Origin of the sequence: Paenibacillus polysaccharolyticus (assembly GCF_023714295.1) — a bacterium.
Lineage (GTDB): Bacteria > Bacillota > Bacilli > Paenibacillales > Paenibacillaceae > Paenibacillus > Paenibacillus polysaccharolyticus_A.
Map to the genome: position 1 here is coordinate 1,294,152 of NZ_JAMAUN010000001.1, position 25,164 is coordinate 1,319,315.

Here is a 25,164-nt window from a genome sequence, read left to right on the forward strand (position 1 = left end):
AATATATGAAAAGTCGTCACACATGAGCGATAGTTAAATTGCATACTTCATTTCGTATAACCTCGCAGGCCGAAAGTGTACACAGGGCGAGGGTCTCTACGGGAAGCCTATACTTCCTAACTACGAAGCAAAGGAATCAACATATTCCTTGCTCGGAGTTAGGATTTTTTGCATTTAATACGTGGTTGTGACCTTACATGAACCCGGACTCCGGGCGCATTATTGAATCATCGGGAGGTTAATTACACATGAAATATTATTTGTCAGTCCTTGCAGGCGCGATGAGTTATGGTATTCTGTCCACCATTGTTGTACTGGCGTATGGCCAGGGATATCAACTTGGTGAGGTTGTGGGAACACAGCTGATTACCGGTTTCATCTTGTCGTGGATGCTGGCTTTATACACGCGTTTTAGAGCTAAACGCAAAGCACCGGCTGGTGGCCAAGTAAAGGTTACATCGGCTAGTCCTTCAAACGTCTTCACACGTTTAACTTGGAAACAGCGTTTGATGCTGATGGCGGCTGGAACGCCAACGGTAATTACCGGACTCGTGTATTATCAATCGTTACGTTACATTCCGGCATCGCTTGCGATCATCCTGCTCTTCCAATTTACATGGATCAGTGTGCTGATTCAGGCGATTAGCAAACGTCAGCGTCCAGATAAAATCACGTTCCTGACCCTCTTTATTTTGTTTGGTGGAACCTTGCTGGCAGCAGGTTTTCTGGAACAGGGCATTAGTAATGTAAGTGGGATCGGGATTGCTCTCGGATTAATGGCAGCAGTTAGCTACTCCTTGTTTGTATTATTCAGCGGTAAAGCAGTTCCTTCTGCACACCCGGCATTTCGGAGTGCTTGGATGGTTACAGGCGGATTGATTCTGCTTTGCATTTTATTCCCGCCGACGTTCCTCTTTAACGGTCTAATCTGGAGTCAACTGCTTGTGTTTGGATTGTTACTTGGATTCTTTGGAGCTTTTATCCCGCCCGTGCTGTTCGCCATCGGCGTACCTCATATTGGTGGAGATATGGCAGGTATTCTGGGGGCGGTTGAACTTCCGGTTGCGGTGTTGTTATCCTCCATCGTACTGCATGAACATGTTAGTGTTCTACAGTGGTTCGGTGTCGTTATCGTACTGATTGGTGTGGCTCTGCCAGAATTGTATAAAATGAGGGCACGGCGAAGTCGGAGCACACCTGTATATTCCGGATAGCCCAGAGGGGTCATTTTCATTAAGTTAAGAATGGGGTATGCTTGTATAGTACATCCATCCACTTACAAATGAAGATGGGACAACGGAATAAGGAGTGTGTATATGAATAGCTGGTTTAAAAAGACATGGCCTTTCTTAACGTTAGGTGTGGCTGTGATTGCTCTGCTTGGTGGATTTTTTGTATACTTCATGGGCAAAGACGTATCTCCGGGATCGGGCAATGCAGTAACGGCCAAGGTAGAAACACCGGAAGATTTGAAGGGATATGAGATCATTAATGTGAACGTGAGCAACGATGGATTTGAGCCGAATGTCATTGAGGTGAAATCTGGAGTGCCTACGAAAATTAATTTCATCCTGACCCGAAGCGTGACACACGTCAAATCTGTCGCTGCAGAGAAGTTAGGCATGGATCTTTATATGCAAAAGGGAGATAACTACTACACGGTTGATCAGAACGTCGCCCCAGGGGAATACGAGCTTCATTGCGGGATGTACATGATCTACGGTACGATTAAAGTTATTTAAAGAGTCAACGAATTGAACCGGACAGAACATGTAGGATAGAGTTCTTTATATCAATTTCAAAAGGAGGAGCAGAGTTCGGGCAACCGGACTTTGCTCCTTTTTCGCCTGCATGATATCATGAACGGGGAACATAATCGATCTGGAGGTGCAGCAATGAAAGCGCTATTTATCGGAGGAACAGGCACTATAAGTACAGCTATCACCGACATGCTTGCCAAGCAAGGTTGTGAATTGTATTTGATGAATCGCGGGAATCATAATGACAATTTGCCTGCAGGAGTCAAGGTTCTTCAAGCCGACATTAATGACGAAAAACGGGTTGCCGATCTGATTGCCGATTTACAATTTGATGTCGTTGCGGACTTTATTGCTTTTGTACCCGCTCAGCTGGAGAGAGATTATCGTTTGTTTCAAGGCAAGACCAAGCAGTTCATTTTTATAAGCTCCGCATCAGCCTATCAAACGCCGCTGTCGGATTACAGAATTACCGAAGGAACGCCATTATCCAATCCATTCTGGGAATACTCCCGAAATAAAATTGCGTGTGAAGACTACCTGATGAAATTATATCGGGATGAAGGTTTTCCCGTGACCATAGTTCGTCCAAGCCATACTTACGGGGATAAGTCCGTACCGCTTGGTGTACATGGCGCGAAGGGAAGCTGGCAGGTTCTGAAGCGTATGCTTGAAAATAAACCAGTGATCATTCACGGTGACGGCACTTCGTTATGGACGATTACACACAACACCGATTTTGCCAAAGGTTTTATCGGCTTAATGGGCAATATCCACGCCATCGGAGAGGCTGTACATATCACTTCGGATGAGTCTGTCACATGGAACCAGATTCATGAAATCATTGCTGATGTACTCGGGGTCAAGTTACATGCAGTTCATGTGCCATCGGATTTTTTGGCGGCTAGCAGTGATTTGGATTTCAGGGGTGGTTTGCTTGGAGATAAGGCCAACACAGTTGTTTTTGACAACAGCAAACTGAAACGACTGGTTCCTGAATTTGTAGCTACAACAAGGGCGGATCAGGGTATTCGCAGCACGATTGAGCATATTCTGGAGCACCCAGAATTACAGACGGAAGACCCTGAATTTGATGAATGGTGTGATCTTGTGGTCAGCACATTGGATGAGGCATTGCTCAAAATTAGAGATGGAAATTAAGGGGTTGAGCTACTATTGCGTTTGAATAAACGGATGCAGGTCATTGCCAGCAACACAAATTCCCTTTGAATTCGTTTTAATGTTATTATTGGTGTGATGATACTGTATATACCTTGGACTATTAATTTACTCATAAATATTTTTAGTTCAGTTTATACAGGTTGCTAATATGACATAAAAAGGGTAATGAACTATGGTGATGAAAAATGAATAATAAATTTATCCGGATATATGAAGATATCGCTGGACGTATTCGGAATGGAGACATCGAAGCGGGCGCACTGCTTCAATCGGAACTGGATCTATCAGAACGGTATCAAACATCCAGAGAAACGATACGTAAAGCACTGAAAATGTTATATGAAGAAGGTTATATTCAGAAGATTCAAGGTAAAGGTTCCATTGTGCTGGACATCCGTAAAATTGATTTTCCCGTGTCAGGCCTCGTTAGCTTTAAGGAGCTCGCGCAAAAGATGGGACATCGCGCACAAACGGTAGTGAAGCTGTTTGAGGAACAAGCGGTGGATCAGGCGCTCAGCCATAAGACTAGCTTTGGTCTGAATGAACAAGTGTGGCAGATCAATCGTGTTCGCGTTGTGGATGGAGAACATGTCATTCTGGATAAAGATTACATCAGTCAGCGGTTAATTCCAGGACTGAACCAGGAAATCTGCAATGACTCTATCTATGAGTATATTGAACAGAAACTTGGGTTATCGATATCCTATGCCAAGAAAGAAATTTTGGTGGAGGAGCCTACTGCTGAGGATCGCGAGCTGCTGGACCTTGAAGGTTTTCACAATGTTGTTGTCGTGAGAAGTCAGGTTTATCTTGAAGATACTAGTCAGTTCCAGTACACGGAATCGCGGCATCGACCGGACAAGTTTACATTTGTGGACTTTGCCAGACGCAAGTAAACGGAGTAGAAAGGTTAGGATATATAGGCTATACGTATTCAGTAATTCAATGCGTTACCTACTGTCGACAAGAAAAGAGTATCGGGTCACTGTATTCAGATGTGATCAGGTACTCTTTTTGTCGTGCAACATTAGGGCTGATATCCTGTTTTTTTTTCATATCTCAAATGATAAAACGTAATAAAGATCGCTTTTCATATGTATTCTTTGTATATTTCTGTTTTTGTTTATAAAATATTTGTTTTCAAAACAAAACAAAGATGATAAACTCGATTTAGGAAGAAAACAAACATTATCGGAGGGGAACAAATGGTACAGAGTTTATGGAATGCAGCGAAGGCATCAGAGAAAACAACAGGGCTTGAACAATTAGTCTACCGCTCTAATCTGATCGGAGCGGATCGTCGGGTCTGCAATATTTATGGGGGGAACACATCTACTAAAACAACAGTAAAGGATTTTCGTGGTCGTGATGTCGAAGTGATGTATGTGAAGGGGAGCGGATCGGATCTCGGTTCCATGGAAGCAAAACATTTTACCGGACTGGCGCTTGAAGATATCGGCCCCCTCATGGAACGTGACTCGATGTCGGATGAAGAGATGGTTGAATACCTTGGGCATTGCATGATTGATGCGAAACATCCGCGAGCTTCCATTGAAACGTTGCTACATGCGTTCCTTCCGTACAAACATGTGGATCATACACACCCGGATGCAATTATCAGCCTCTGCTGTGCGGATAACGGGAAAGAGCTGGCACGTGAAATATATGGCGATCGTTTTGTATGGGTTCCTTATGTGCGCCCAGGTTTTACACTGTCCAAGATGATTGCTGAAAGCGTATTCGCCAATCCGAATGCCGAGCTTGTACTTATGGAGAAACATGGTCTGGTGACTTGGGGAGAGACCTCTGAGGAATGTTACGCTCAGACGATCAAAATCATTAATGAAGCGGAAGCATTCATCGAGGCACGTGTCAATGAAGCTAATCTGTTTGGCGGCCTGAAGCATCCTGCACTTCCTGCTGAAGTTCGTCGTCAGATTGCTGCTCGGGTGATGCCTGTCATTCGCGGAGCGGTGTCGGACAGCAAAAAAATGATTTTGTCCTTTGACGATCAGGAAGATGTTCTTGCTTTTGCAGGTGGAGTAGATTCTCCGCAGTTGTCTCAGGTTGGCGCGGCTTGTCCGGATCATCTGGTGCATACCAAAGTGGTACCGCTGTTCATTGACTGGACGCCGAATGCGGATGATATTGACGGACTGAAAGCCAAGCTGGCGGAAGGCATTGCTGCGTACAAAGAGCAATATAAGCAATATTTTGAGGACAATAAAAACGAAGGCGACGTAATGTTCGAAGCCGCTCCTCGCGTTATTCTCATTCCAGGCGTAGGGATGATTAATACCGGCAAAAGCTGGGCGTTGTCACAAGTAAGCGGTGCGCTGTACCATCGGGCAATTGCAGTTATGCGTGGGGCAACAAGCCTCGGTAAATTCGTTTCGCTCAGTGCGAATGAATCTTACAATGTGGAATACTGGCCGCTGGAGTTATATAAATTGTCGCTGGCTCCTGCAGAGACGGAGTTTTCTCGCAAAGTAGCGTTTATTACGGGTGGTGCAGGTGGTATCGGTAGTGAAACAGCACGCAGACTCGTTTCGGAAGGTGCCCATGTTGTGCTTGCAGATTTGAATTTGGAAGGCGCGCAGAAGGTAGCACAGGAAATTAACGATCAATATGGTGCCAATCGTGCATACGCGCTCAAGATGGACGTGACAGATGAAGAAGCGGTACAGGCAGCTTATGCAGAAACGGCTCTGCAATACGGTGGTGTGGATATCATCGTGAATAATGCGGGTCTGGCCACATCCAGTCCATTTGACGAAACTTCATTGAAGGAATGGAATCTGAATATGAGTGTGCTGGGCACAGGTTATTTCCTGGTCGCTCGCGAAGCGTTCAAATTGATGAAAGAGCAGGCCATCGGCGGAAGCATGGTCTTCATCGGCTCCAAAAACTCGGTATATGCAGGTAAAAGTGCCTCTGCTTACAGCTCAGCGAAAGCACTCGAAGCCCATCTGGCACGCTGTATTGCAGCAGAAGGCGGTGAATATGGTATTCGTGTCAACACTATTCTGCCGGATGCCATTTTGCAAGGTTCCGCGATCTGGAACGGTTCATGGAGAAACGAACGTGCGGCCGCATATGGCATTGAACCGGATCAATTGGAAGAATATTATCGCAAACGCACGACATTGCTCGTTAACATCTATCCGAGAGATATCGCGGAAGGTATCGCCTTCTTCGCTTCATCGAAATCGGAGAAAACAACAGGTTGTATGCTGACCATTGATGGTGGTGTACCAGCAGCATTTACACGTTAAGGGAGGTTAGATCGATGCAAAATCAAGTGGAACAAGCGTATCAAGCTGCGAAGACTTTGTATGCACAATACGGCATCAATACAGACGATGTGCTGAGCAAGCTGGCGGATATCAAAGTCTCCGTGCACTGTTGGCAAGGAGATGATGTCAGGGGTTTTCTCAACCAGGAAGGTGAACTGACGGGTGGTATATCGGTTACGGGAAACTATCCGGGCGCAGCAACAACCCCTGCGGAGCTTCGTGCCGATCTGGAGAAGGCTTTTGCACTCATTCCCGGTAAACATAAAGTCAATTTGCACGCGATCTATGCGGATACAGACGAACAAGTGGAACTGGATCAGATCGAGCCAAGACATTACGAAAATTGGGTGAAGTGGGCGAAAGAGCACGGGCTTGGACTGGACTTCAACCCAACGTGTTTCTCACATGAAAAATCAAGCGACGGCTTCACACTCAGTCATCCTGATCCGGAGATTCGCAAATTCTGGATTGATCACTGCAAAGCTTCACGGCGAATTGGTGCGTATTTCGGCGAACAATTGGGCCAAACCTGTGTGACCAACGTATGGGTGCCGGATGGATTCAAGGACAACCCTGTTGACCGGATGGCTCCCCGCAAACGTTTGAAGGACTCCTTGGACGAAGTATTCGCAGAACCACTGAATCCGAAGCATAATCTGGATGCGGTTGAAAGCAAGCTGTTTGGTCTTGGTTCTGAAGCTTACGTTGTCGGCTCACATGAGTTTTATATGGGATACGGTTTGCAAAATGATACGTTAATCTGCCTGGATGCCGGCCATTTCCATCCAACAGAAGTGATATCTAACAAGCTGTCCTCCCTCGCATTGTTTACGAGCGGTATTCTGCTTCACGTTAGCCGTCCGATGCGCTGGGATAGCGATCATGTCGTTATTATGGATGACGAATTGCTTGAAATTGCCCGTGAATTGGTACGTCATGAGCTTCTCAGCACAACCCATATCGGACTGGACTTCTTTGACGCCAGTATTAATCGTGTGGCGGCATGGGTGGTCGGTACACGTAATACAATTAAAGCTTTATTGCGAGCTATGCTGGAACCGGTAGAAGCTTTAAAACAGGCGGAACTGGATGGAGATTACACGACACGCCTGGCTTTGACGGAGGAGTTCAAATCCTATCCATTTGGCGCAGTATGGGACTACTATTGTGCTCAGCAAGGTGTGCCTGTCCGTGAGCATTGGATTAAAGAAGTTAAGTCTTATGAGCAGGATATACTTCAAACAAGGTGAAATATTGATAAAACCCTGTTATTACAGGGTTTTTTGTTTACATATAAAATATTTTGATCATACAGGTTGATCGATGTTATTTGTCGACAGCTGAATGGTAGCTTGCAGGCCCAGTAACCTTACTGCTATTCTCCATTTTTAAAATACTTTCTGCATATGTAATTTATTTTTTAGTCAATATGACAGTATTATACATGCTTCGACAAAGGTATTCCAGTAAATAAATCGAATTGTAATATAGTGAATTATTTTACATTTATGTAATTCAAAGTTGTGTGTTAGGGGGCCGTAGTAAACTATGCTTTACGTACTTAACAGCATGTCTATCAAGATGAGCTTCATACAATATTTAAGGAGATGATATTTTGAAAAAGATTTTAAAAATTATTACCAGTTTAGCTCTTGGCTTTTCATTGTTTGTTGGGTTCTCGCCAGCTACCAGCAATGCTACTGCGGGGCAATCTACACCTACTGTAGATCTTTCAACAAATACACATGTTGATTTCAACATAAGTTCAGTAGATCCAACAGAGCCGTTTATCCAAATTAGACAATACAAGGACACTGAAGGAAATCCGTACACTATAGGAATGAGATATACTCCTAGTGATAATATTACACCCTTGTCTGGAGGAAGCAGTGATTCTGTAAAAGTGTATCCAGGTACATGGACAGCTTCGTATGATGGAATGGCTATAAATATGAGCTACGATTTTGATGTGGAAAAGTCAGGGACACATTGGAAGATATCAAACCCAAGAAATCATCAATATAGCGGATGGTTTACAACATTTAGCGATGCTAAATTAAGCATTTCTCGTGCTACTTCGACGGCTAGTTTCCCAGCTGAAATTAATGCTTCAGCTGAAGCGAAGATATTCGATAATATGTGGATACAAATTAAATCTGCTACCTGTCTTTTGTGGACTAAAATTACAGATGGCGGTTTAATAACGACATATTATAACTAAGCCCTCAATGAATCATGAAAGAGGTCCCCCTGAACTTATAACGTGGGAGGACTTCTTTTATTGGACCAAAAATGAGAGTTAATATTTAATTACTTTATATCTAGTTTTTACTTCATAAAGTTGAATTGATTAAAGTATACTTTAAGTATCCTACATTTAAAGGAGAGGGGGGTTTGGTATTTCTAGTGCAGATACGACAATTATAGTTGGTGTCTCCGGAGCCATTATTTTTTTTATTGCAGTAGTCGTTGTTATTACCTGGTTAGTTTCAAAGAGAAAGAAGAATGATAATAAACGATTATAAAATACAGAGCAGTTACTGATTAAGCCTTGTTTCAAGAAAGGCTTTTTTTCTTGTTTAATATTTAATAATAACTTGAATTCTCATTTGGTCATATAAATTAACTAACGTTCTTAAACCACGTCGGAACGAACGTTCCGTATGTGGTTTTTTGGTATACATACATACTTATGCATAACCAAAGCGATTCTTTCCATACTAGGGATACACAAGAAGAAATTGAGGATCACTATACAGAGGCGGGTGAAGGTATATTGAAGTTTGCTCATAACAAACTGTATGTTGCTGCACTTGGCGGCGTGAATGAAATCGGTAAAAACATGTATTTGATTCAATATGATCAAGACATCATTGTGATTGACTGTGGTTCGAAGTTTCCCGATGAAACGATGCCGGGCATTGATCTTATCGTGCCGGATGTGACGTATCTGCTCGAAAATCAGGATAAAGTAAAGGCCCTTGTTGTCACGCATGGACATGAAGACCATATTGGAGGAATTCCGTATCTTTTAAAACAAATCAATATTCCCGTCTACGCTTCCAGGCTAACACGAGGTCTAATTGAGTTGAAATTGAGAGAGCATAACCTGCTACGTCAATCCGATCTGCACACCATTGATGCAAACTCGCAGATCACGCTTGGGAGTATCGCCGTCTCATTTTTCGCAACGAGTCACAGTATTCCGGACTGTCTGGGTATTTTCTTTCAGACGCCGGCAGGCAATGTGGTTCACACGGGCGATTTCAAATTTGATATGTCCCCTGTAAACGGCCCTTTCCCGGATTTACACCGCATGGCTGAGATTGGGAAACAAGGGGTGCATGTGCTTCTTTCCGAGAGTACCAATGCCGAAAGACCGGGTTTTACTCCTTCAGAACGTGTTGTCGGAGATCATATTCTGGATGCTTTTATTCGTGCGAAGCAAAAGGTGTTTATCTCTACCTTCGCATCCAATATCAGCAGAGTTCAGCAGATCGTGAATGCTGCATTTCAGACTGGCCGCAAGCTTGCACTGCTTGGACGAAGCATGATTAACGTCGTAAATGTGGCAAGTGAACTCGGATATCTCGATGTTCCTGACGGGCTATTAATTGAGGCCGTTGATTCAGGACAGTTTCCGCGTGAGCAGGTGGTAGTGTTATGTACGGGAAGTCAGGGGGAGGCGATGGCTGCTTTGTCCCGGCTGGCTGCGGGCAAACATCCTCAAGTTAGCATTGAATCGGGAGATACGGTTATCATTGCAGCAGGAGCTATACCTGGCAACGAAAGAAACCTCGCCCATGTCATCGACAATCTATATGTTCTGGGCGCTCGTGTAATTTACGGCTCCAGCGGAGCGGCGGGCATGCACGTATCAGGTCACGGCAGTCAGGAAGAGCTGAAACTGATGCTTACACTGATGAAACCGGATTATCTGGTACCGATTCACGGCGAATTCCGGATGCTGTACCAGCACAGATTGCTTGCAGAATCTGTAGGAATTGAGCAAAGTCATGTGTTTATCGTCAATAATGGAGATATGGTGGAATATAGGGACGGGACAGCTTCATTGGGTCCGAAGATTGCCTCAGGTAACAGCTTGGTGGACGGGCTTATTATCGGTGACGTTGGCAATGTTGTGCTTCGGGATCGCAGGCAGCTATCATCGGATGGGATGCTAGTTATTGTAACCACGCTCAGCAAAACAGAAAAACAAATGGTTGCCTCCCCGGAGATCATCTCTAGAGGTTTTGTTTTTGTGAAGGACTCAGAACAATTCATGAAGGAGATTCATGAACGGGTCGTTAGCCGGATGGATGAATTAACGGGTGCCGGGGTCAATCAATGGAATGTGATCAAACGGAAGCTGAAGGATGAGATTGGTCATTACATTTATGCACAAACCAAGCGCAGGCCGATGATTTTACCGATTATTATTGAGGTTTGATTCATAGAGTGAAGAGCTAACCGAAAATATTGATATAGAAGGAGAATTTCAAGTTCATGAATCAAGGTGACCACTATTAGACGACAAAAGTTTTATTTTTCGGCCTCTGGCCACTTCTTGCTAGTTCAAAATTTCGCACTGCTCACGTCAGAATGACCTAAGCGTTTTTCAGACATTTTTGTAGGGAAGAGTATGGAAGGTCATTTTTACAGCTGGAATGAACCGGCTATTCCGAGGCTTTCAGAGAAACAAACAGAAAAATGTAGAGGTTGCTGCGTAAGGACATGGACGCTGTTGTTCAGTTCTGCATTCGTGCCGTGCTGCTGGAAGTTGAAACATGGTCCAGAGAAGGTGATGAAATGAGAAAGGTACAGCCTATCGCTGGGAACCCACAGGTGTCTGTACGATCGGGTCAAGACGTAGGAAAGGTGGGGCTTGAGGCGGCGGTAGCACTTTGGGTTTCTCTTGTGCTTTCCATTTCCTAAGGTGATATGTACAGCTCCGAGACGTCAACAGCTTCACGATGTCTTAAGGACAGAGATAAGTAAATGGCAAGGTAAGAATCCTCTACTCAAGCGAATACTCAAGTGGTTCAAAACGATGATTTACACGCGATATTATAAGGAACGGTGGTTTGCTACGGCCAGTACAGCCACCAAGCCCGAGAACATGTAGGGTTTCCCTGAAGACTACATGCTTTTCATTGTGGACGAAGCTTCGGGGGTTGAAGATCGTATCATGGAAGCTATTCTGGGCACGCTCTCGGGTGAAATCAATAAGCTGCTCATGTGTGGAAACCCAACTCGGACCAGCGGAGAATTCTATGACTCTCACAATCGAGACCGATCAGATTAACATATAACACATAAAAGTCGTTCCTTCACTGGATCGGCTTTTTTATTAGAGGTATATATGATCAGCAGAAGACGGAAGAAGATTCGCATTCGCCTCAACAAGCAGCCGGAGAAATGCAAAGGATGTGTATGGGGTAGATGGGATGGTGTTAAACAGTTTTGCAGCAGGCCTATTTGTACTAAAAACATAAATAATAAACTAACATTTTTTTAAATAGACTAAATATTAGGTATAAGTTGCAAATATTTACAGATGATGTTATGGTTATATTGTAATAATAATACAATTAGAAAGAAGGAATTTTGGATGAAAGCAAAAGCATTGTTATTGTCAGGACTATTTCTAGCACTAGCAACATCAGCATCTGCCGCTCCATCAACTACGCTACATACAGAGGCGGTTCCAACTTCTAGTTCAGTACGTGATTTTGCCGAAATTGCTCGGTCAGGTAATTTTGATGATTTAATTATTACACCTAACAAGATATTTAATGATGTTTCTGGAACAGCAATTTCCAAAGAAGGGCGTATTGAAAAACATTTTGAAGTAGAAGGTGGATATGGATATCTTAAAGTGTATATAGAGAATAAAACTAACTCAAGATTAGATGTAGTTGTAACTCATGTAGGCACCAATTTCACATATAAAACAATTTCAGTTCCAGCTAAAGATAATAGAGATTTTATAAGCTATCAATTTAAAGAATATGAAAAAGGAGTACGATCTGGAGGATATGTATTAACTTTTAAAGGAGGCGGGGATGCAGGAAAACCAGTCGATGCATATTATAAAGTTCTTACATCAAATAACAAAAATGATTTTTAAATAATATGAGAACATCATAGAAAAAAGAGCCGATCAACATTAAACGGCTCTTTTTTCTATCATATGACAGAATGTGCGCCGTTCTGAGCCTCTTGACATGAGAACATACGTTTGCATAGATCGGTCAATTGAAGAGCGGAGAACAGCGTCTGAGTGAGCGTACGCACGAATATGAAGCTTACCCAAACGTTGAAACCAACTCAACACAATTCTTAGACAGAATAAATTTATTGTCGGAAATTAGGACGTGATATATCATGTGTTGAGGGAGGGATTTGTTTGGAAAATCGAAATTCAAAAGACTATGTTAACAAGTTACACTTTATTTACATAATTGTTTGTCTTACGTTAGTTATTCTCGGAATTCTTGCAATGACAATCTGGGATAAAGAGGAAGCGGGAATAGGACTAAATAATGCGGCCACTGCATCTTCTATCGTATTAGCAGTTGTTGCAATTGTCATGACTATTGTTGATATAGCTGGTCAGCGTTCAACTATCTCTGATCTAAGGGACACTGCTGAAACTTTGGAGTCAAACCTAAATCAAACAAATGATAATCTCAGAACGTTATCGGAACTTCAAGATCAACTTTTAAAAACTATGAAAAGTATTTCGAAAAGTCAGGAGGATTTGAAGGATAATATCTCGAAAATAGAGAAGGCATATGAGAATGAAGAGACGATTAACCCTCAAAAACTTAATAGTGATTTGAAATCTTTGAAGGAGAAAGTCTCGTTTATCCTTCCAAACAATCGAATCTCAGATTATGCTAATATTAACTATCTTTCGGAAGTAACCGAACTAAGTGAAAGGATTCTCTTTTTCCTACGTTATGGAAATGAACACTCAATAGCTGAATTAATGAATCAACCGCTGATAAAGATATTAGGTGTAACTCGAGCAAAATTGAAAGATGAGTTGACTCGCTTGGTACGACAAGGGAAAGTTTATAATAATAATGGGAAATATTCTTTAATGTAGGGATAGCACCCAAGCACCTTCGGGTGCTTTTTGTTTATCCTCGCGATATCTTGACTGATGTCATTTATTGTCTGATACTGGAAGAGGTTCTATCAGTATGTATAAGGAGTGGGTGAATGAAACGGCATATTTTCTTTGGATCAGTAGTAGCAACAATCATTTTATTGTGGGGGGCTTCGTGGTACCTCATACCCAAATTGTATAACGCTCAGTCTTTAGAAGCGGGGACATTCGGAGATATGTTTGGGGCGGTTAATTCGCTGTTTTCAGGTCTTGCATTTGCTGGCCTTATTTATACTATAACGGTTCAAAGGCAAGAACTTGCTCTCCAGCGCGAAGCTATTACAATGCAAACAGAAGAACTGAGAATGCAGAGAGAAGAAACAGCTCGATCTGCTGATCAATTAGAAGGACAAAAAAACTTGTTGGATCTTCAGATGGCAATGGGAATAGTAAACGACCTTATTCAAACTAAAAATAGAAGAGCAGAGGAAATGCAGTATTATTTAAACGGTGAATGCCTCACCGGATATCATGGGATTTCTATAATGGTTTCATATAATCAATATGTTGGAGCAAAGAAGCCTACAGAGGATTCCGGTTTCTTACAAAGCTACCTTAATACATTCTTTTTTATATTAAGTTTTATTGCAGGATATAAACTTCAAAATGAACAAAAAGATCTTTTGGATGATCTTGTGAACATGAATACGACAGACGATGAAGTTAGGCTGATATATATGGCAGCAGAACAAAACCAGCACAGATTAATGATGCTTAAGATTCACGGTTTTTATCCAAGACATCAAAAACTAATAGATATTATCACAAAGCCATCCTAATACGAGGATGGCTTTTGAAACAGAAATTAACATCAGAATCGTACCAATCGATAAGATTAATGTAGCAGCCTACAGCCCCCCGTGTTGACCTTCAGCCTGGGAATGTTGAATACGAAATGCTTCACCGCAGCATAGATGAATTCGGTTATGTTGAGCAGATTGTCTTGAACGAACGTACTGGGCATTTGGTCGGCGGTCATCAGCGATACAAGAAATGGTCATTGACCAGTAAGGGGAAAAAACTCCTTGATAGCAAGGAGTTCATGAAGAAGCGCGGATTAAAGTCGCCGGATAGAGCAGATGCCTGTGTACTTACATTCGGTAAATATTTGATAGAAGAACTTCAACACATCAACCTTCCAACAATTGGCAGTGTATTAGTAAAGAGGTAAGATGAAACAATCCAGAGGGTCTTGCGAAAGAACGTAGATCTAATTATCATCGGGCAGATAGATATGAATTACGTGAAGGAGAAAATTTACCCATGCTCAAGATGTTCTCTATTGGCGTAGTGCCTGAGAGTGGAGAACTTCTTGGTGTCGATTTATTTCCACCCTGATAGAAAAAATGGAAAGGGCGAGATATAAGCCCTTTCCACTCTAAAATCCGAACACCTTAATTATTTGGTTTGGTTACTGTGTGTTCTTTTAACCCATCCTGTTCTAGATTGATAGCTATCGCGCAGTTAGAGGGAACATCAGACTTGCAGAAACCTCTAAGGCTTACTCCTAATGGATCGCCTGGAAGTGTGTCAAACTTTTGTCCTCTTGCATAAACAGTTTCCACATGAACTCCATTAATATCAGCTAAAGAGACATTCGGGGCTGCGTCGCTTCCAGTGATGATCCATGTAGTGAACCATTTGCCATCCCGAGTCATATTTTCGCCATCGATTCCAATTCTTTCAATAGACATCTCGAAACCCTCCTTTAATTTTATAAAAAGTATGTTGCCTAATTATTTTTTTAATAAAATAAAATAATTATACATTCTGTTTTTAGATTCACGATTGGGCTCTCAGGTGATGTTCTGTCAAGGTAGCTCTTATTTGTTGGGGGTGGTGATGAATGATGTTATTGCTGAGTAAATCCGTAGTAACATTATAGTAACTCGATATAATAACTCGATGATATTATAAATCCATAGAAGTATGAAGAACTTTAGGAGGTCAGGAAACTTTTCCTGCCTTCTTTTTTATGTCTGGAGGTGAAACATTGAAATGGTATCATAAAGCTATTTATTCATTTGCGAATTCAGTTCTTCCGGCCGCCGTAAAGCGTCAGATGGTGGGTATTGGTAGAATGACCACGCCAAGATCATCAAACGGATGGGATATTTTCAATTGGCTACCGAAAAAATATCAGAGTGCACACAATATTGATCTAACAAAGCTTCAAAATCACACAGCGGAAGAATTGCTTGAGATTCTTATTTCTGTTCATCCAGACATATCTCATGCACTATACAACTTCTTGCGTATGGGAGATACGGCACTTTCGTTTACAGCCAAGAAGCAGAGTGGCAGTGACGACAAAAGCGGACAGAAGGCTTGGGACTCCATCAAAAATATGCTAGACTCTCCGCTTCCTTCACCGGGTTACCTACACGGAAGATCATTGGATAAATTGGACACAATCCAGCGTATGATGATCATGGTTCGCGGGGCTTGTGCAGGAGAAGTTGTTTTGAATGAACGGTGTAATGATGTGATTGATATTATTCCGGTTGATCCAGCGACGATTTGGTTTCGGAGGGAGAATGGAACAGACAGGTTGTCCCTTGGCAGTATGTGAAGAATCCACGTCCTCAATCTGGCGAGGAATGGTTTGGTCAATACAAGAAGATTGATACACCGACCTTCATTTATGAGGAATTTAATCCGATGGTGGATGATTCGTATGGTGAGTGTTGGGTAATCCATGTTCAGACGTGGGAACTGTATAGGTAATGCACCACAGGGATCGTTCTTTGGTTATTTTAAGGACGAAACTTCGTTGAAAAGCTGACACAGTTAAACGAGAATTAAATCCTATATAACCTACTACAATCACTATAGATACCATTGGAACCTAAAAAGGATGACCCTTGTACTATACAGAGATCATTTTCTTAAAGCAGTGTAGTCTTTTTAGAAATGTCCTTCACATAGGGTACTGCCCATACTCGCTGAGGTTTGTGATTCGAGTTATAATACATAAATGAATGATTTATAAATAATTTAGACTAATTATTTACACAAAAACGGAGAGGACAGAAAAAACCTGGAAAAGAGGAGCGGCCGCCTAAAAGCTTTCTGAAAGAAAGCTGCCTCGGAAGCATATGCTTATCACCAGATTTTTACCTTTGGAAGGGGAATTCATAAAATCTGGGGATAACAGCGGTTGGAAGGTTATTCTGTCATCGAAGTGAAACGTGTAAATCAATTTATTGCAATTCATTTAGATCAAGAGGAGTTTCTTATGAATAAAACGATTTCAGATATTGCTCAAATGGCAGGCGTGGCGAAGAGTACCGTGTCCCGTTTCCTGAATGGCGGATCGGTTAGCGAAGATACCCGTCAGAAGATTGAGCGTATTATTAAACAATATAATTATGTTCCGAATACCTTTGCACAGAGTCTCAAAGCCAAAAAGACCAGCATTATCGGTACAGTGGTTCCAAGGCTGGATTCCTATGCGACATCACAGACACTGATCGGCATTGATGAGGAGCTAAGAGGGTTGCAATATCAGATGCTCATCGCCAATACGAGTCAGGATATGCAGCGTGAGATTGATGCCATTTATGATTTTGCCAGACAAAAAGTATCGGGGATCATCCTGCTTGCCGCTGAAATAACGGATGCACACCTGAAGGCCATAGAAGACATCCAGCTTCCCGTGTTACTGGTAGGACAGCAGCATGAGTTACTGCACAGTCTCATTCACAACGACGAACAAGCCGGGTATCTGATGGGCAAATATGTTGTGGAACAGGGACACCGGGACATCGTGTACATGGGGGTAAGCGAGAAGGACCAGGCTGTAGGTATCCATCGTAAACAAGGGTTTAAACGTGCCATTGACGAGTGCAGTGATTGTACGGTGAGGTATTATGAAACGAGCTTCAAAATGTCAGAGGCAGTGCTTACGGCAGCGGAGATTTTGCAAGAAAACAGGCCCTCTCTTATCGTTGCAGCGACAGATAATATTGCGATGGGCGTCATGAAAACCGCGTCCTTTCAAAAAGTCCGCATCCCGCAGCAAATGTCAGTAGCCGGGTTCGGCGGATACGATATCACGGAAATGATTCATCCGACACTGACTACGGTAAAATATCATTATTTGCAGGCCGGAAAACTCGCCGCAAGTCATATTAGCAAGCTGGTTAAAGGGGAGAGTGTAAGTCAGCACACCGTTATGGATGTTGAATTAATTCCCCGAGAAAGCGTTGACAAAATATAAATCGATCCTTTATGATAATTCCATCGAACCGGTTCCATTCTAGTTTTTAGTTTGAGAATGATGACACCGGTCGGCAACAATAGTTGTATGGAATTATTTTTTTGTCTAATTTGGAACCGGTTCCTCTAAGAGTGGAACTTCTGATTTTGCATCATGATTGGAGATTGATATGACGTATGAAAATGACAAGAGAGCAGCTCTATCGGCGGATTGAGCAAGCTGAACCGGGAGAGATTGCCGCACTGGAAGCTAAGATCGCTGCATGTCCATGGAGACAGGGTTACCATATTCAGCCCGTAACCGGTTTGCTTAACGATCCGAACGGATTTTCCTTTTATGAAGGTTACTACCATCTGTTTTATCAATGGTTCCCTCTTGGAACGGAGCACGGCATGAAATACTGGTATCATACCCGTTCTAAAAATTTGGTGACTTGGGAGAATGTTGGTATTGCGATTGAACCCGGAACTCCTTATGACTCCCACGGAGCGTATTCCGGAAGTGCGATTGAAAAAGATGGCATGTTAAACCTGATCTATACAGGCAATACGCGAGATGAGAATTGGATAAGACATCCGTTTCAGTGCTTGGCGTTCATGGATGAGCAGAATGTAATCACAAAATTCGAGCATCCTGTCATTTCTGACGTACCGACTGGATATACCGAACATTTCCGAGATCCGAAGGTGTGGCTGCACGAAGATGTCTATTATGGTGTCATTGGAGCCCAGCGTACGGATGAGACAGGATGCACGGTTCTGTATTGCTCGGCAGATTTGAAACATTGGCAGTTTCTTGGGGAGATCGGCACAACATTGTCTTCCTTCGGTTACATGTGGGAATGCCCCGACTATCTGGAGCTTAAAGGGCGAGGAGTACTCATCTTCTCACCACAAGGCATTCCGGCCGAATCAGACCGCTACCAAAACATTTATCAATCGGGATACCTCATTGGTGAACCTCTAAACCTGGATACGAGAGAATTCACACATGGCGAGTTTGAGGAACTGGATCGTGGATTTGACTTTTATGCGCCGCAAACGATGCAATCCCCAGACGGAAGACGAATTCTGGTTGCATGGATGGGACTGCCTGATCTGGCGTATCCCACAGATGACAGTGGCTGGGCCCATTGTTTAACGATTCCACGGCAATTATCGATTCAAGGCGGCAAGCTTATTCAGCGACCCGTTCCTGAAATGGCTCAGCTGCGCAAGGATCAGCAAGGTATTCGGACTCAGGACTCGCTTAGCAATGAAAGCCGATCCTTTGCAGGCTTTAATGGTATCGCTTACGAACTCCAATGTGAGATTAGCCAGAACGATGCAGACCTTGTGGGCATTGAGTTCCGGGCGAGCGATACGGAGAAAACGGTCATTCAGTATGATCGCATTCAGCGCAAACTTATATTGGATCGCAGTCAGTCTGGTGCGACACTATCTGAAGCCAATGGCACCATTCGCACCTGTACTTTGGATGAAGATATAGATGTAGATGCTGTAATCAAGCTGCATATGTTTGTGGATTCGTCCTCGGTTGAGATATTTGTCAACGATGGACAGGAAGTCTTCACTAGCCGAATCTTCCCAAGCCGGGATAGTACGGATATTCGATTTTTTGCACACGGAGGCAAGGCGGATTTCAGAGCGGCTATGTGGAATGTTTAGATTGAATGAGAGAGGGATGAGACAACATGTCGGATAATCAGCGTATTGCTAAAGAGGTCATCCAGGCTGTCGGGGGAAAAGACAATATCGCCTCCTTTGCACATTGTGCAACGCGGCTTCGCATCATGGTGAAGGATAAAGAGCAGATTGATCAGAAACAAGTCGAGAACATTGACAAGGTGAAGGGTGCCTTTTTCAACTCGGGACAATATCAGATTATTTTCGGCACAGGTACGGTCAACCGAATTTTTGAAGAGGTTGAGAAGCAGGGGATTGAAGGGACATCGAAAGAAGATGTGAAGAGTCAGGGGAAAAAGGAAGGCAATGCATTCCAGCGGGCTATTCGCACATTTGGTGATGTCTTTGTTCCGATTATTCCTGTGTTGGTAGCGACAGGGCTATTCATGGGGCTGCGCGGTCTGCTTACGCAAAATGAAATTCTGGCGTGGTTCGGCGCAACGCCTGATGACATATCGCCAAACTTTTTGCTGTTCACGCAGATTCTAACGGATACGGCTTTTGCATTCCTGCCTGCGCTTGTCGCCTGGTCTGCATTCCGCGTATTCGGCGGGAGCCCCGTGCTCGGGATTGTACTTGGTCTGATGCTGGTGAATCCAGCGCTGCCGAATGCTTATGCTGTAGCTGATGGCTCGGCACAACCCTTGCATATGTTCGGGTTTATCCCCGTCGTAGGGTATCAGGGATCGGTCCTGCCTGCCTTTTTTGTAGGTTTACTCGGTGCAAAGTTTGAAAAAGTATTGCGTAGACGTGTGCCTGAGGCACTGGATTTGATTTTGACTCCATTCATTACGCTAACGGTGATGATTACGCTAGGACTTTTCGCTATTGGTCCTGTATTTCACTCACTTGAAGAGTGGGTTCTGCATGGAACAACGGCTGTACTCGATCTGCCTTACGGAATCGCAGGCATTATTATCGGTTTTTTCCATCAGATCATCGTGGTTACGGGTGTACATCATATCTTTAACTTTCTGGAGATTCAATTACTTGAAAAAACGGGCTTCAATCCGTTTAACGCGATTATTACATGTGCGATGGCTGCACAAGGAGCGGCATGTCTTGCGGTGGGTCTGAAAACCAAAAATATGAAGCTCAAAGCACTCGCGCTTCCTTCATCGTTATCTGCATTCCTTGGTATCACTGAACCCGCCATCTTTGGTGTGAATCTGCGTTATATGAAACCATTTGTAATGGGCCTGATCGGGGGAGCCGTTGGTGGTTTCATCGCTTCACTCTTTCATCTGCAAGGTACGGGTATGGCAGTAACGGTAATTCCCGGAACACTGCTATATCTGAATAGTCAATTGCCTTTGTACATTTTGTCCAACGTAACGGCAATGGCGATTGCTTTTGCACTGACATGGTTCTTTGGTTATAAAGATCAAGCTGTTGAGACAGCTTCCGGTAACGGTTCGTCTGTGGAATCAACGACGGAACCTTCCGCATCGGACGTAACTTCATCTACTTCTACATCGGTAACGGAATCGGTCAATGCTGCATCCCGTCCCAAAGTGAGGCAGTTGGAGATCGCATCCCCGATCCATGGTACACTCGTTGAACTGGAGCAGGTACCTGATCCGGCATTTGCGGAAAAACATATGGGAGAGGGCTTCGCCATCGAGCCTTCCGAAGGCAAAGTTTTTGCTCCGTTTGATGGCGTTGTGGCCCATGTCATGGATAAGAGTAAACATGCGGTTATTTTAGAGCACGAGACAGGAGTTCAACTGCTAGTTCATATCGGTATCAATACCGTCGGTCTGAAAGGAAAAGGCTTTGTTACTCATGTGAAAAGCGGGGATTCCGTGCTTGCTGGACAACTACTCATTGAATTTGATATGGATATCATCGAGGAGGCTGGACTGCCGTTGATTACTCCTGTGCTGATCCCGAGCGGGAATGAGTTTATTGCTTCTGTGAGAGCGATAACAAGTGGTATCGTGCAGGCGAATGAGAAAAAGGTACTGACGGTGGAGTTTACAAAGCCACAATAGTAAATATCATGTAAAATAAGAGCTACAAAAAAAGGGAAACCGGGTGGATTCATCCTCCGCAGGTTTCCCTTTTTTCTAATCCTATTATAATCCGGCATTCCGCTTAAGTCGTTCAGCAATCTGAAGAAAGTCCTCCGGTGATATTCCAGGAGCAAATTCTTCCGGTAGATCAGGAAGCTCGGGAATGGGCCCTCCGTAACCCGGTAAACCTGCAAAGGCCTCCAGTTTACCTCCGTCGGTAGGATGCACACCCTTCCATATCTGGGCAATCTGCTGATAATCCTTGTCACTGAACGTGTACAATCGTCTTTGTTCACCCATCGCTTCCCATTTGCGGGTGGTCTCAAACGCTTTGTTGTCAAGAGAGGGGATAGGAATCAGCTTCGTCACATCAACCCCGGTCGCAATCTCCAGCGCTTTGGCGTATGCCAGAATGTGCACACCGCCCCGGACAAGCAGATAACCTGTCATCTCACGAGCCGTATTGTTGTCGGTCATTTCGTACACTCTCATTTTGTGTGTTCTTGCACCACATTCCAAAAAGAAATTATGCAGCAGATCCAAAATCAAGTTACCACTGCTAAAAACATACGAGCCATTCCAAGGTCTTCCCATGGAATCATAGGGCAGTGCCGTCTGCGCGGATTCAATAAAATGCGAAGTCATACGTAAATCCTTGGCTATGCGAAGCGGTGTGGAGTCTGGTTCGCCAGGTGATGTTGAACCTTCAAGCATCAAATTAATCGTGTTCGCGACAAGTTCGACATGACCGAATTCTTCTGCCGTAATACTGGCAACAATGTCATAGAAGGGACGTAGCTTGGATCTGCCTCTGAAGTTAAACGACTGATACATGTAATTGTTCAGCGTTGACATCTCGCCATATTTTCCACCGAGCAATTCCTGTACGGCACTTGCTCCGTTGGGGTCGGGATTATTCGATATAGGCAATTCAATGGCAAGGCGATCTACACGTTTAAACATGTCAATTCCTCCTCAATCCTCATTACAATCAAGGTATGAAGGTTGACTTGTACGTTATTCAATCTAATGTTGCGCCCTCTACGATGGAGCCTTTTTTCGTAAGGGTATACTCAATGACAGTACCACTCCAGAAATGGAACTTGAGCTGGATTTCGCCATCTTTGGTTTCGTTAAAAAAGTTAGGTTTCAGTTCAATGACGTTACGATCATAATCCGGGCTAAACGTATAGGCGAATTCCTTGAATGACGTCCAGTTCTGAGGGCCGGCATTTTCTCCATTGGCATAGGTCGCTTCCATCGTTGCGAGTTGATCGCCACCAAATGTGACAGGAATAGCGAAAGCACTGGTTGTACCCTGCGCGTCATTTATAACAGGTGTGTTGTATTGAATAATATTCAACGTCCAGTCTGCACCTGCACTGAATCCGGCTGTCAGTGTGGCATTTACCCCCAGCTTGCTTTCAGCAGTTAATCGGGTTAGCAGGCTTGATTTTAAAGTGAGTACACCGTTTCGAATCGAGTAATCTTTACCTCGTAGAAGTGGAGTTGAGCCATTTTTCAGAGAAAAGAAGCGATTTCCATTCAAATGGAGATTAATTTTCACATCCTGAACGGGTTCATGTTGTTTTAGATAAACCTGATCGGTCTCTGCGGTGGAGGAACGTCCGTTCCAGCTCGCCTGAATCATATTAAACAGTTGTGGATCTGACCAGGTAAAGCTGGTGCGTCCAAAGTGTTGTCCATTGTCCCAAAGCATGGTTGTCATCTGTTTTTGCCGGGAATAATGTCCAACGAATTCAAAAAATTTCAATTTCTCACCTTGTTCAATCACACCTGTATGCTGGTCAAATCCGAGCAAACCGTACTCACCGATGATGACTGGAATACCTTTGGCTGTAAAGGCATCGTGCACACGATCAAACGTATCGGTAACGTCCTTTTGTACTTCATCGTTGAATTTGGTAAATCCCGCAATGTTCACGCTGAAAGGCCAGAACCCGTAATAATGTACGGTAGTGATGAGATTAGGATCATCCAGCTTTTGAATCGTCTGATTCAACGCATCCAGATCAGGCTGAGCCGATGAAGTATGCATGGTAGGCAGTACAAGTGGACGGGTATCATTGTTACCGCCGGACGATCTTACGATATGATGAAAAGAAGTATTTAACGTATCCAGCATGCGGTATCCGGTATCTGCATTCGTAGTGCCACCTTCGGTGAACCGGGGTTCATTGACACTCTCGAACATCAGTTTCTCGGGTGCATCCTTGAACTTGTTTGCAATCTGCGTCCAAATGGCATTGTAACGCGCAAGAACGTGATCATAGTCTTTCTCCATGGTGCTGATCCAGCGCCAGGAATCATGATGCAGATTGATCATGACATAGAGGTCGGCATCAAGCGCCCAGCCTACGACCTCCTGAACCCGATTTATGTAAGCCGCGTCAATGTTGTAATCCGGTTTGTCACCGATGTGCGCTTCCCAGGTAACGGGTATACGAATGCTTTTGTACCCTTGATCGGCAATCGATTGTATCAGCTCTTTCGTAATGCGCGGATTGCCCCAAGCCGTCTCATCATCCCCGACTGCATCCAGCGAGTTACCCAGATTCCAGCCTGGTTCCATTGCATTAACATAAGTTTGCATTTTACTTACGGGGGCTGGTTTACTGTCGGGTTCGTGGGAGCTTGTTGCAGCAGAGGCCATGGCCGTGGAGAACATAGACAGAACCAAGGCGGCAACAACGGTGATCGAGAGGATGGACTTTCGTTTTTTTGGCATCAATAACATCTCCTTTTTTAAAATCAAGATGATGAACCTAAAATACTGAAAGCGTTTTCTGAACAGTAAATATATCACAGTTAACAGGAAGGAAATACCATTACAATTGGAATAAAATTCATTCGAAAATTAGTGCTTATCTGCTGCATTTGATTTATATTAATATGAATGTTAGTAGACTGAACTAACGTGGACAACAGAGGAGGGCACTTATGATGAAACTCGATGCACATCAACATTTTTGGAATTATAACATTCGTGATTATGGATGGATCGGTGAAGAGATGAGTGTGATTCAACGCTCATTTCTGCCAGAAGACCTAGAGCCAATACTTACGGATTCCGGCCTCTCGGGCTGTGTAGCTGTTCAAGCGCGCCAAACTCTTGAAGAAACCGAGTGGCTTCTCGAACTTGCGGACAAGCATGGTTTCATTAAAGGCGTAGTTGGCTGGGTAGATCTACGCTCTAAGGAAGCCTTATCTCAACTGGAAAAGTTTGCGGCTAACCCGTGGCTGAAGGGGGTTCGTCATGTCATTCAGGACGAGCCTGATGAAAAGTTCGTGTTGCGTGAGGACTTCCAACGAGGCATTGCCCTGCTGGAACAGCACGATCTAGCCTACGATTTGCTCGTATCGAAGGAGCAACTTCCTTATGCGGTAGAATTGGTTCAAAAGTTCCCACAGCAGCGCTTTGTCATTGACCATCTGGCTAAACCGGACATTAAGGCTGGAATCGGTTCGCCTTGGAAGGAAACCATGGAAGCGATTGCGGCATATCCAAATGTCTATTGCAAATTGTCTGGCATGGTCACCGAAGCGGATTGGAACCAGTGGACACAGGAAGACTTTGCGCCTTATATAAATACCGTGCTTCAAGCCTTTGGACCAAAGCGAGTGATGTATGGATCAGACTGGCCGGTATGTACCGTAGCTGGTACATACGCACAGGTTTTCAATCTGTTGCAAACGCATGTTCAGAGCTTGCCAGAAGCGGAGCGGCAGCTGATTTTTGGTGATAACTGTGCTACATTTTACAAATTATAAGCATTTGAGAAACGGGGCTGACATAAAAAAAGTAAACC

19 protein-coding genes, 3 pseudogenes and 1 riboswitch are annotated in these 25,164 nt (G+C 43.7%); of the genes and pseudogenes, 19 read left to right on the plus strand and 3 right to left on the minus strand.

From position 1 onward, the window contains the following. The first annotated feature begins 32 nt into the window (after positions 1-32). A riboswitch (purine riboswitch) is annotated at positions 33-143 on the plus strand. Positions 144-248: 105 nt separating this feature from the next. The 13 genes and pseudogenes from M3629_RS06155 to M3629_RS06215 all read left to right on the plus strand — a co-directional run. Continuing rightward, positions 249-1,214 (plus strand): EamA family transporter, encoded by a 966-nt coding sequence (locus M3629_RS06155; protein ID WP_251503315.1) that lies wholly within the window; start codon positions 249-251, stop codon positions 1,212-1,214. A gap of 102 nt (positions 1,215-1,316) precedes the next feature. Further along, positions 1,317-1,742 carry a cupredoxin domain-containing protein gene (locus tag M3629_RS06160; RefSeq protein WP_251503316.1) on the plus strand — a complete coding sequence of 142 codons (426 nt, stop codon included), beginning with the start codon at positions 1,317-1,319 and terminating at the stop codon, positions 1,740-1,742. A 153-nt stretch (positions 1,743-1,895) separates the two neighbouring features. Further along, positions 1,896-2,918, plus strand: coding sequence for an SDR family oxidoreductase (locus M3629_RS06165; protein WP_251503317.1), 1,023 nt, complete (start codon positions 1,896-1,898; stop codon positions 2,916-2,918). A gap of 206 nt (positions 2,919-3,124) precedes the next feature. Next, positions 3,125-3,835 (plus strand): trehalose operon repressor, encoded by a 711-nt coding sequence (gene treR, locus M3629_RS06170; RefSeq protein WP_251503318.1) that lies wholly within the window; start codon positions 3,125-3,127, stop codon positions 3,833-3,835. 309 nt (positions 3,836-4,144) lie between these two features. Further along, a complete protein-coding gene (locus tag M3629_RS06175) occupies positions 4,145-6,214 on the plus strand; it encodes a bifunctional aldolase/short-chain dehydrogenase (RefSeq protein ID WP_251503319.1) in 2,070 nt (689 codons plus the stop codon). Positions 6,215-6,228: 14 nt separating this feature from the next. Beyond that, positions 6,229-7,485: an L-rhamnose isomerase gene (gene rhaA, locus M3629_RS06180; RefSeq protein WP_251503320.1), complete on the plus strand. Its 1,257-nt coding sequence runs from the start codon at positions 6,229-6,231 to the stop codon at positions 7,483-7,485. 365 nt (positions 7,486-7,850) lie between these two features. Then, the gene (locus tag M3629_RS06185; protein ID WP_251503321.1) at positions 7,851-8,456 is read left to right on the plus strand and encodes a hypothetical protein; all 606 of its coding nucleotides are present in this window, start codon (positions 7,851-7,853) and stop codon (positions 8,454-8,456) included. Between the two features lie 555 nt (positions 8,457-9,011). After that, positions 9,012-10,685 (plus strand): ribonuclease J, encoded by a 1,674-nt coding sequence (locus tag M3629_RS06190; RefSeq protein ID WP_251503322.1) that lies wholly within the window; start codon positions 9,012-9,014, stop codon positions 10,683-10,685. A gap of 284 nt (positions 10,686-10,969) precedes the next feature. Further along, a pseudogene (locus M3629_RS06195) lies at positions 10,970-11,534 on the plus strand (terminase B); the annotation flags it as partial. 312 nt (positions 11,535-11,846) lie between these two features. After that, the gene (locus M3629_RS06200; protein ID WP_251503323.1) at positions 11,847-12,365 is read left to right on the plus strand and encodes a hypothetical protein; all 519 of its coding nucleotides are present in this window, start codon (positions 11,847-11,849) and stop codon (positions 12,363-12,365) included. A 279-nt stretch (positions 12,366-12,644) separates the two neighbouring features. Next, positions 12,645-13,349 (plus strand): hypothetical protein, encoded by a 705-nt coding sequence (locus M3629_RS06205; protein ID WP_251503324.1) that lies wholly within the window; start codon positions 12,645-12,647, stop codon positions 13,347-13,349. 116 nt (positions 13,350-13,465) lie between these two features. Then, a complete protein-coding gene (locus M3629_RS06210; RefSeq protein WP_251503325.1) occupies positions 13,466-14,191 on the plus strand; it encodes a hypothetical protein in 726 nt (241 codons plus the stop codon). A 209-nt stretch (positions 14,192-14,400) separates the two neighbouring features. After that, positions 14,401-14,583, plus strand: a pseudogene (locus tag M3629_RS06215) (terminase B); the annotation flags it as partial. Between the two features lie 223 nt (positions 14,584-14,806). Here M3629_RS06215 and M3629_RS06220 read toward each other — a convergent pair. Beyond that, the gene (locus M3629_RS06220) at positions 14,807-15,106 is read right to left on the minus strand and encodes a hypothetical protein (RefSeq protein ID WP_251503326.1); all 300 of its coding nucleotides are present in this window, start codon (positions 15,104-15,106) and stop codon (positions 14,807-14,809) included. Positions 15,107-15,405: 299 nt separating this feature from the next. Here M3629_RS06220 and M3629_RS06225 point away from each other — a divergent pair, with 299 nt between their 5' ends. The 5 genes and pseudogenes from M3629_RS06225 (at position 15,406) to M3629_RS06240 (ending at position 21,313) form a co-directional block, all read left to right on the plus strand. Next, on the plus strand, positions 15,406-15,984 hold the full coding sequence (locus M3629_RS06225) for a hypothetical protein (RefSeq protein ID WP_251503327.1): 579 nt from the start codon (positions 15,406-15,408) through the stop codon (positions 15,982-15,984). Positions 15,985-16,107: 123 nt separating this feature from the next. Then, positions 16,108-16,314, plus strand: a pseudogene (locus tag M3629_RS28810) (IS3 family transposase); the annotation flags it as partial. A gap of 336 nt (positions 16,315-16,650) precedes the next feature. After that, positions 16,651-17,634 (plus strand): LacI family DNA-binding transcriptional regulator, encoded by a 984-nt coding sequence (locus tag M3629_RS06230; RefSeq protein ID WP_251503328.1) that lies wholly within the window; start codon positions 16,651-16,653, stop codon positions 17,632-17,634. Between the two features lie 176 nt (positions 17,635-17,810). Then, on the plus strand, positions 17,811-19,301 hold the full coding sequence (locus tag M3629_RS06235; protein WP_251503329.1) for a glycoside hydrolase family 32 protein: 1,491 nt from the start codon (positions 17,811-17,813) through the stop codon (positions 19,299-19,301). A 26-nt stretch (positions 19,302-19,327) separates the two neighbouring features. Continuing rightward, positions 19,328-21,313: a sucrose-specific PTS transporter subunit IIBC gene (locus M3629_RS06240; RefSeq protein WP_251503330.1), complete on the plus strand. Its 1,986-nt coding sequence runs from the start codon at positions 19,328-19,330 to the stop codon at positions 21,311-21,313. An 84-nt stretch (positions 21,314-21,397) separates the two neighbouring features. Here the strand turns inward: M3629_RS06240 and M3629_RS06245 are convergent, their stop codons facing one another. Together M3629_RS06245 and M3629_RS06250 are read right to left on the minus strand one after the other, a co-directional pair. After that, complete coding sequence (locus M3629_RS06245) at positions 21,398-22,297, minus strand: manganese catalase family protein (protein WP_090924024.1); 900 nt, start codon at positions 22,295-22,297, stop codon at positions 21,398-21,400. Positions 22,298-22,355: 58 nt separating this feature from the next. Further along, the gene (locus M3629_RS06250) at positions 22,356-24,083 is read right to left on the minus strand and encodes a cellulase family glycosylhydrolase (RefSeq protein WP_435368180.1); all 1,728 of its coding nucleotides are present in this window, start codon (positions 24,081-24,083) and stop codon (positions 22,356-22,358) included. A 212-nt stretch (positions 24,084-24,295) separates the two neighbouring features. Between M3629_RS06250 and M3629_RS06255 the strand changes: the two genes are divergently transcribed. Continuing rightward, positions 24,296-25,126 carry an amidohydrolase family protein gene (locus tag M3629_RS06255; RefSeq protein WP_251503332.1) on the plus strand — a complete coding sequence of 277 codons (831 nt, stop codon included), beginning with the start codon at positions 24,296-24,298 and terminating at the stop codon, positions 25,124-25,126. The last annotated feature ends 38 nt before the right edge of the window (positions 25,127-25,164 follow it).

Bases quoted from the DNA above. Each gene is read 5' to 3' on its own strand.
- M3629_RS06155 (WP_251503315.1), top strand. From the start codon at position 249: ATGAAATATTATTTGTCAGTCCTTGCAGGCGCGATGAGTTATGGTATT.
- M3629_RS06160 (WP_251503316.1), top strand. From the start codon at position 1,317: ATGAATAGCTGGTTTAAAAAGACATGGCCTTTCTTAACGTTAGGTGTG.
- M3629_RS06165 (WP_251503317.1), top strand. From the start codon at position 1,896: ATGAAAGCGCTATTTATCGGAGGAACAGGCACTATAAGTACAGCTATC.
- treR (WP_251503318.1), top strand. From the start codon at position 3,125: ATGAATAATAAATTTATCCGGATATATGAAGATATCGCTGGACGTATT.
- M3629_RS06175 (WP_251503319.1), top strand. From the start codon at position 4,145: ATGGTACAGAGTTTATGGAATGCAGCGAAGGCATCAGAGAAAACAACA.
- rhaA (WP_251503320.1), top strand. From the start codon at position 6,229: ATGCAAAATCAAGTGGAACAAGCGTATCAAGCTGCGAAGACTTTGTAT.
- M3629_RS06200 (WP_251503323.1), top strand. From the start codon at position 11,847: ATGAAAGCAAAAGCATTGTTATTGTCAGGACTATTTCTAGCACTAGCA.
- M3629_RS06210 (WP_251503325.1), top strand. From the start codon at position 13,466: ATGAAACGGCATATTTTCTTTGGATCAGTAGTAGCAACAATCATTTTA.
- M3629_RS06220 (WP_251503326.1), bottom strand. From the start codon at position 15,106: ATGTCTATTGAAAGAATTGGAATCGATGGCGAAAATATGACTCGGGAT.
- M3629_RS06230 (WP_251503328.1), top strand. From the start codon at position 16,651: ATGAATAAAACGATTTCAGATATTGCTCAAATGGCAGGCGTGGCGAAG.
- M3629_RS06235 (WP_251503329.1), top strand. From the start codon at position 17,811: ATGAAAATGACAAGAGAGCAGCTCTATCGGCGGATTGAGCAAGCTGAA.
- M3629_RS06240 (WP_251503330.1), top strand. From the start codon at position 19,328: ATGTCGGATAATCAGCGTATTGCTAAAGAGGTCATCCAGGCTGTCGGG.
- M3629_RS06245 (WP_090924024.1), bottom strand. From the start codon at position 22,297: ATGTTTAAACGTGTAGATCGCCTTGCCATTGAATTGCCTATATCGAAT.
- M3629_RS06250 (WP_435368180.1), bottom strand. From the start codon at position 24,083: ATGCCAAAAAAACGAAAGTCCATCCTCTCGATCACCGTTGTTGCCGCC.
- M3629_RS06255 (WP_251503332.1), top strand. From the start codon at position 24,296: ATGATGAAACTCGATGCACATCAACATTTTTGGAATTATAACATTCGT.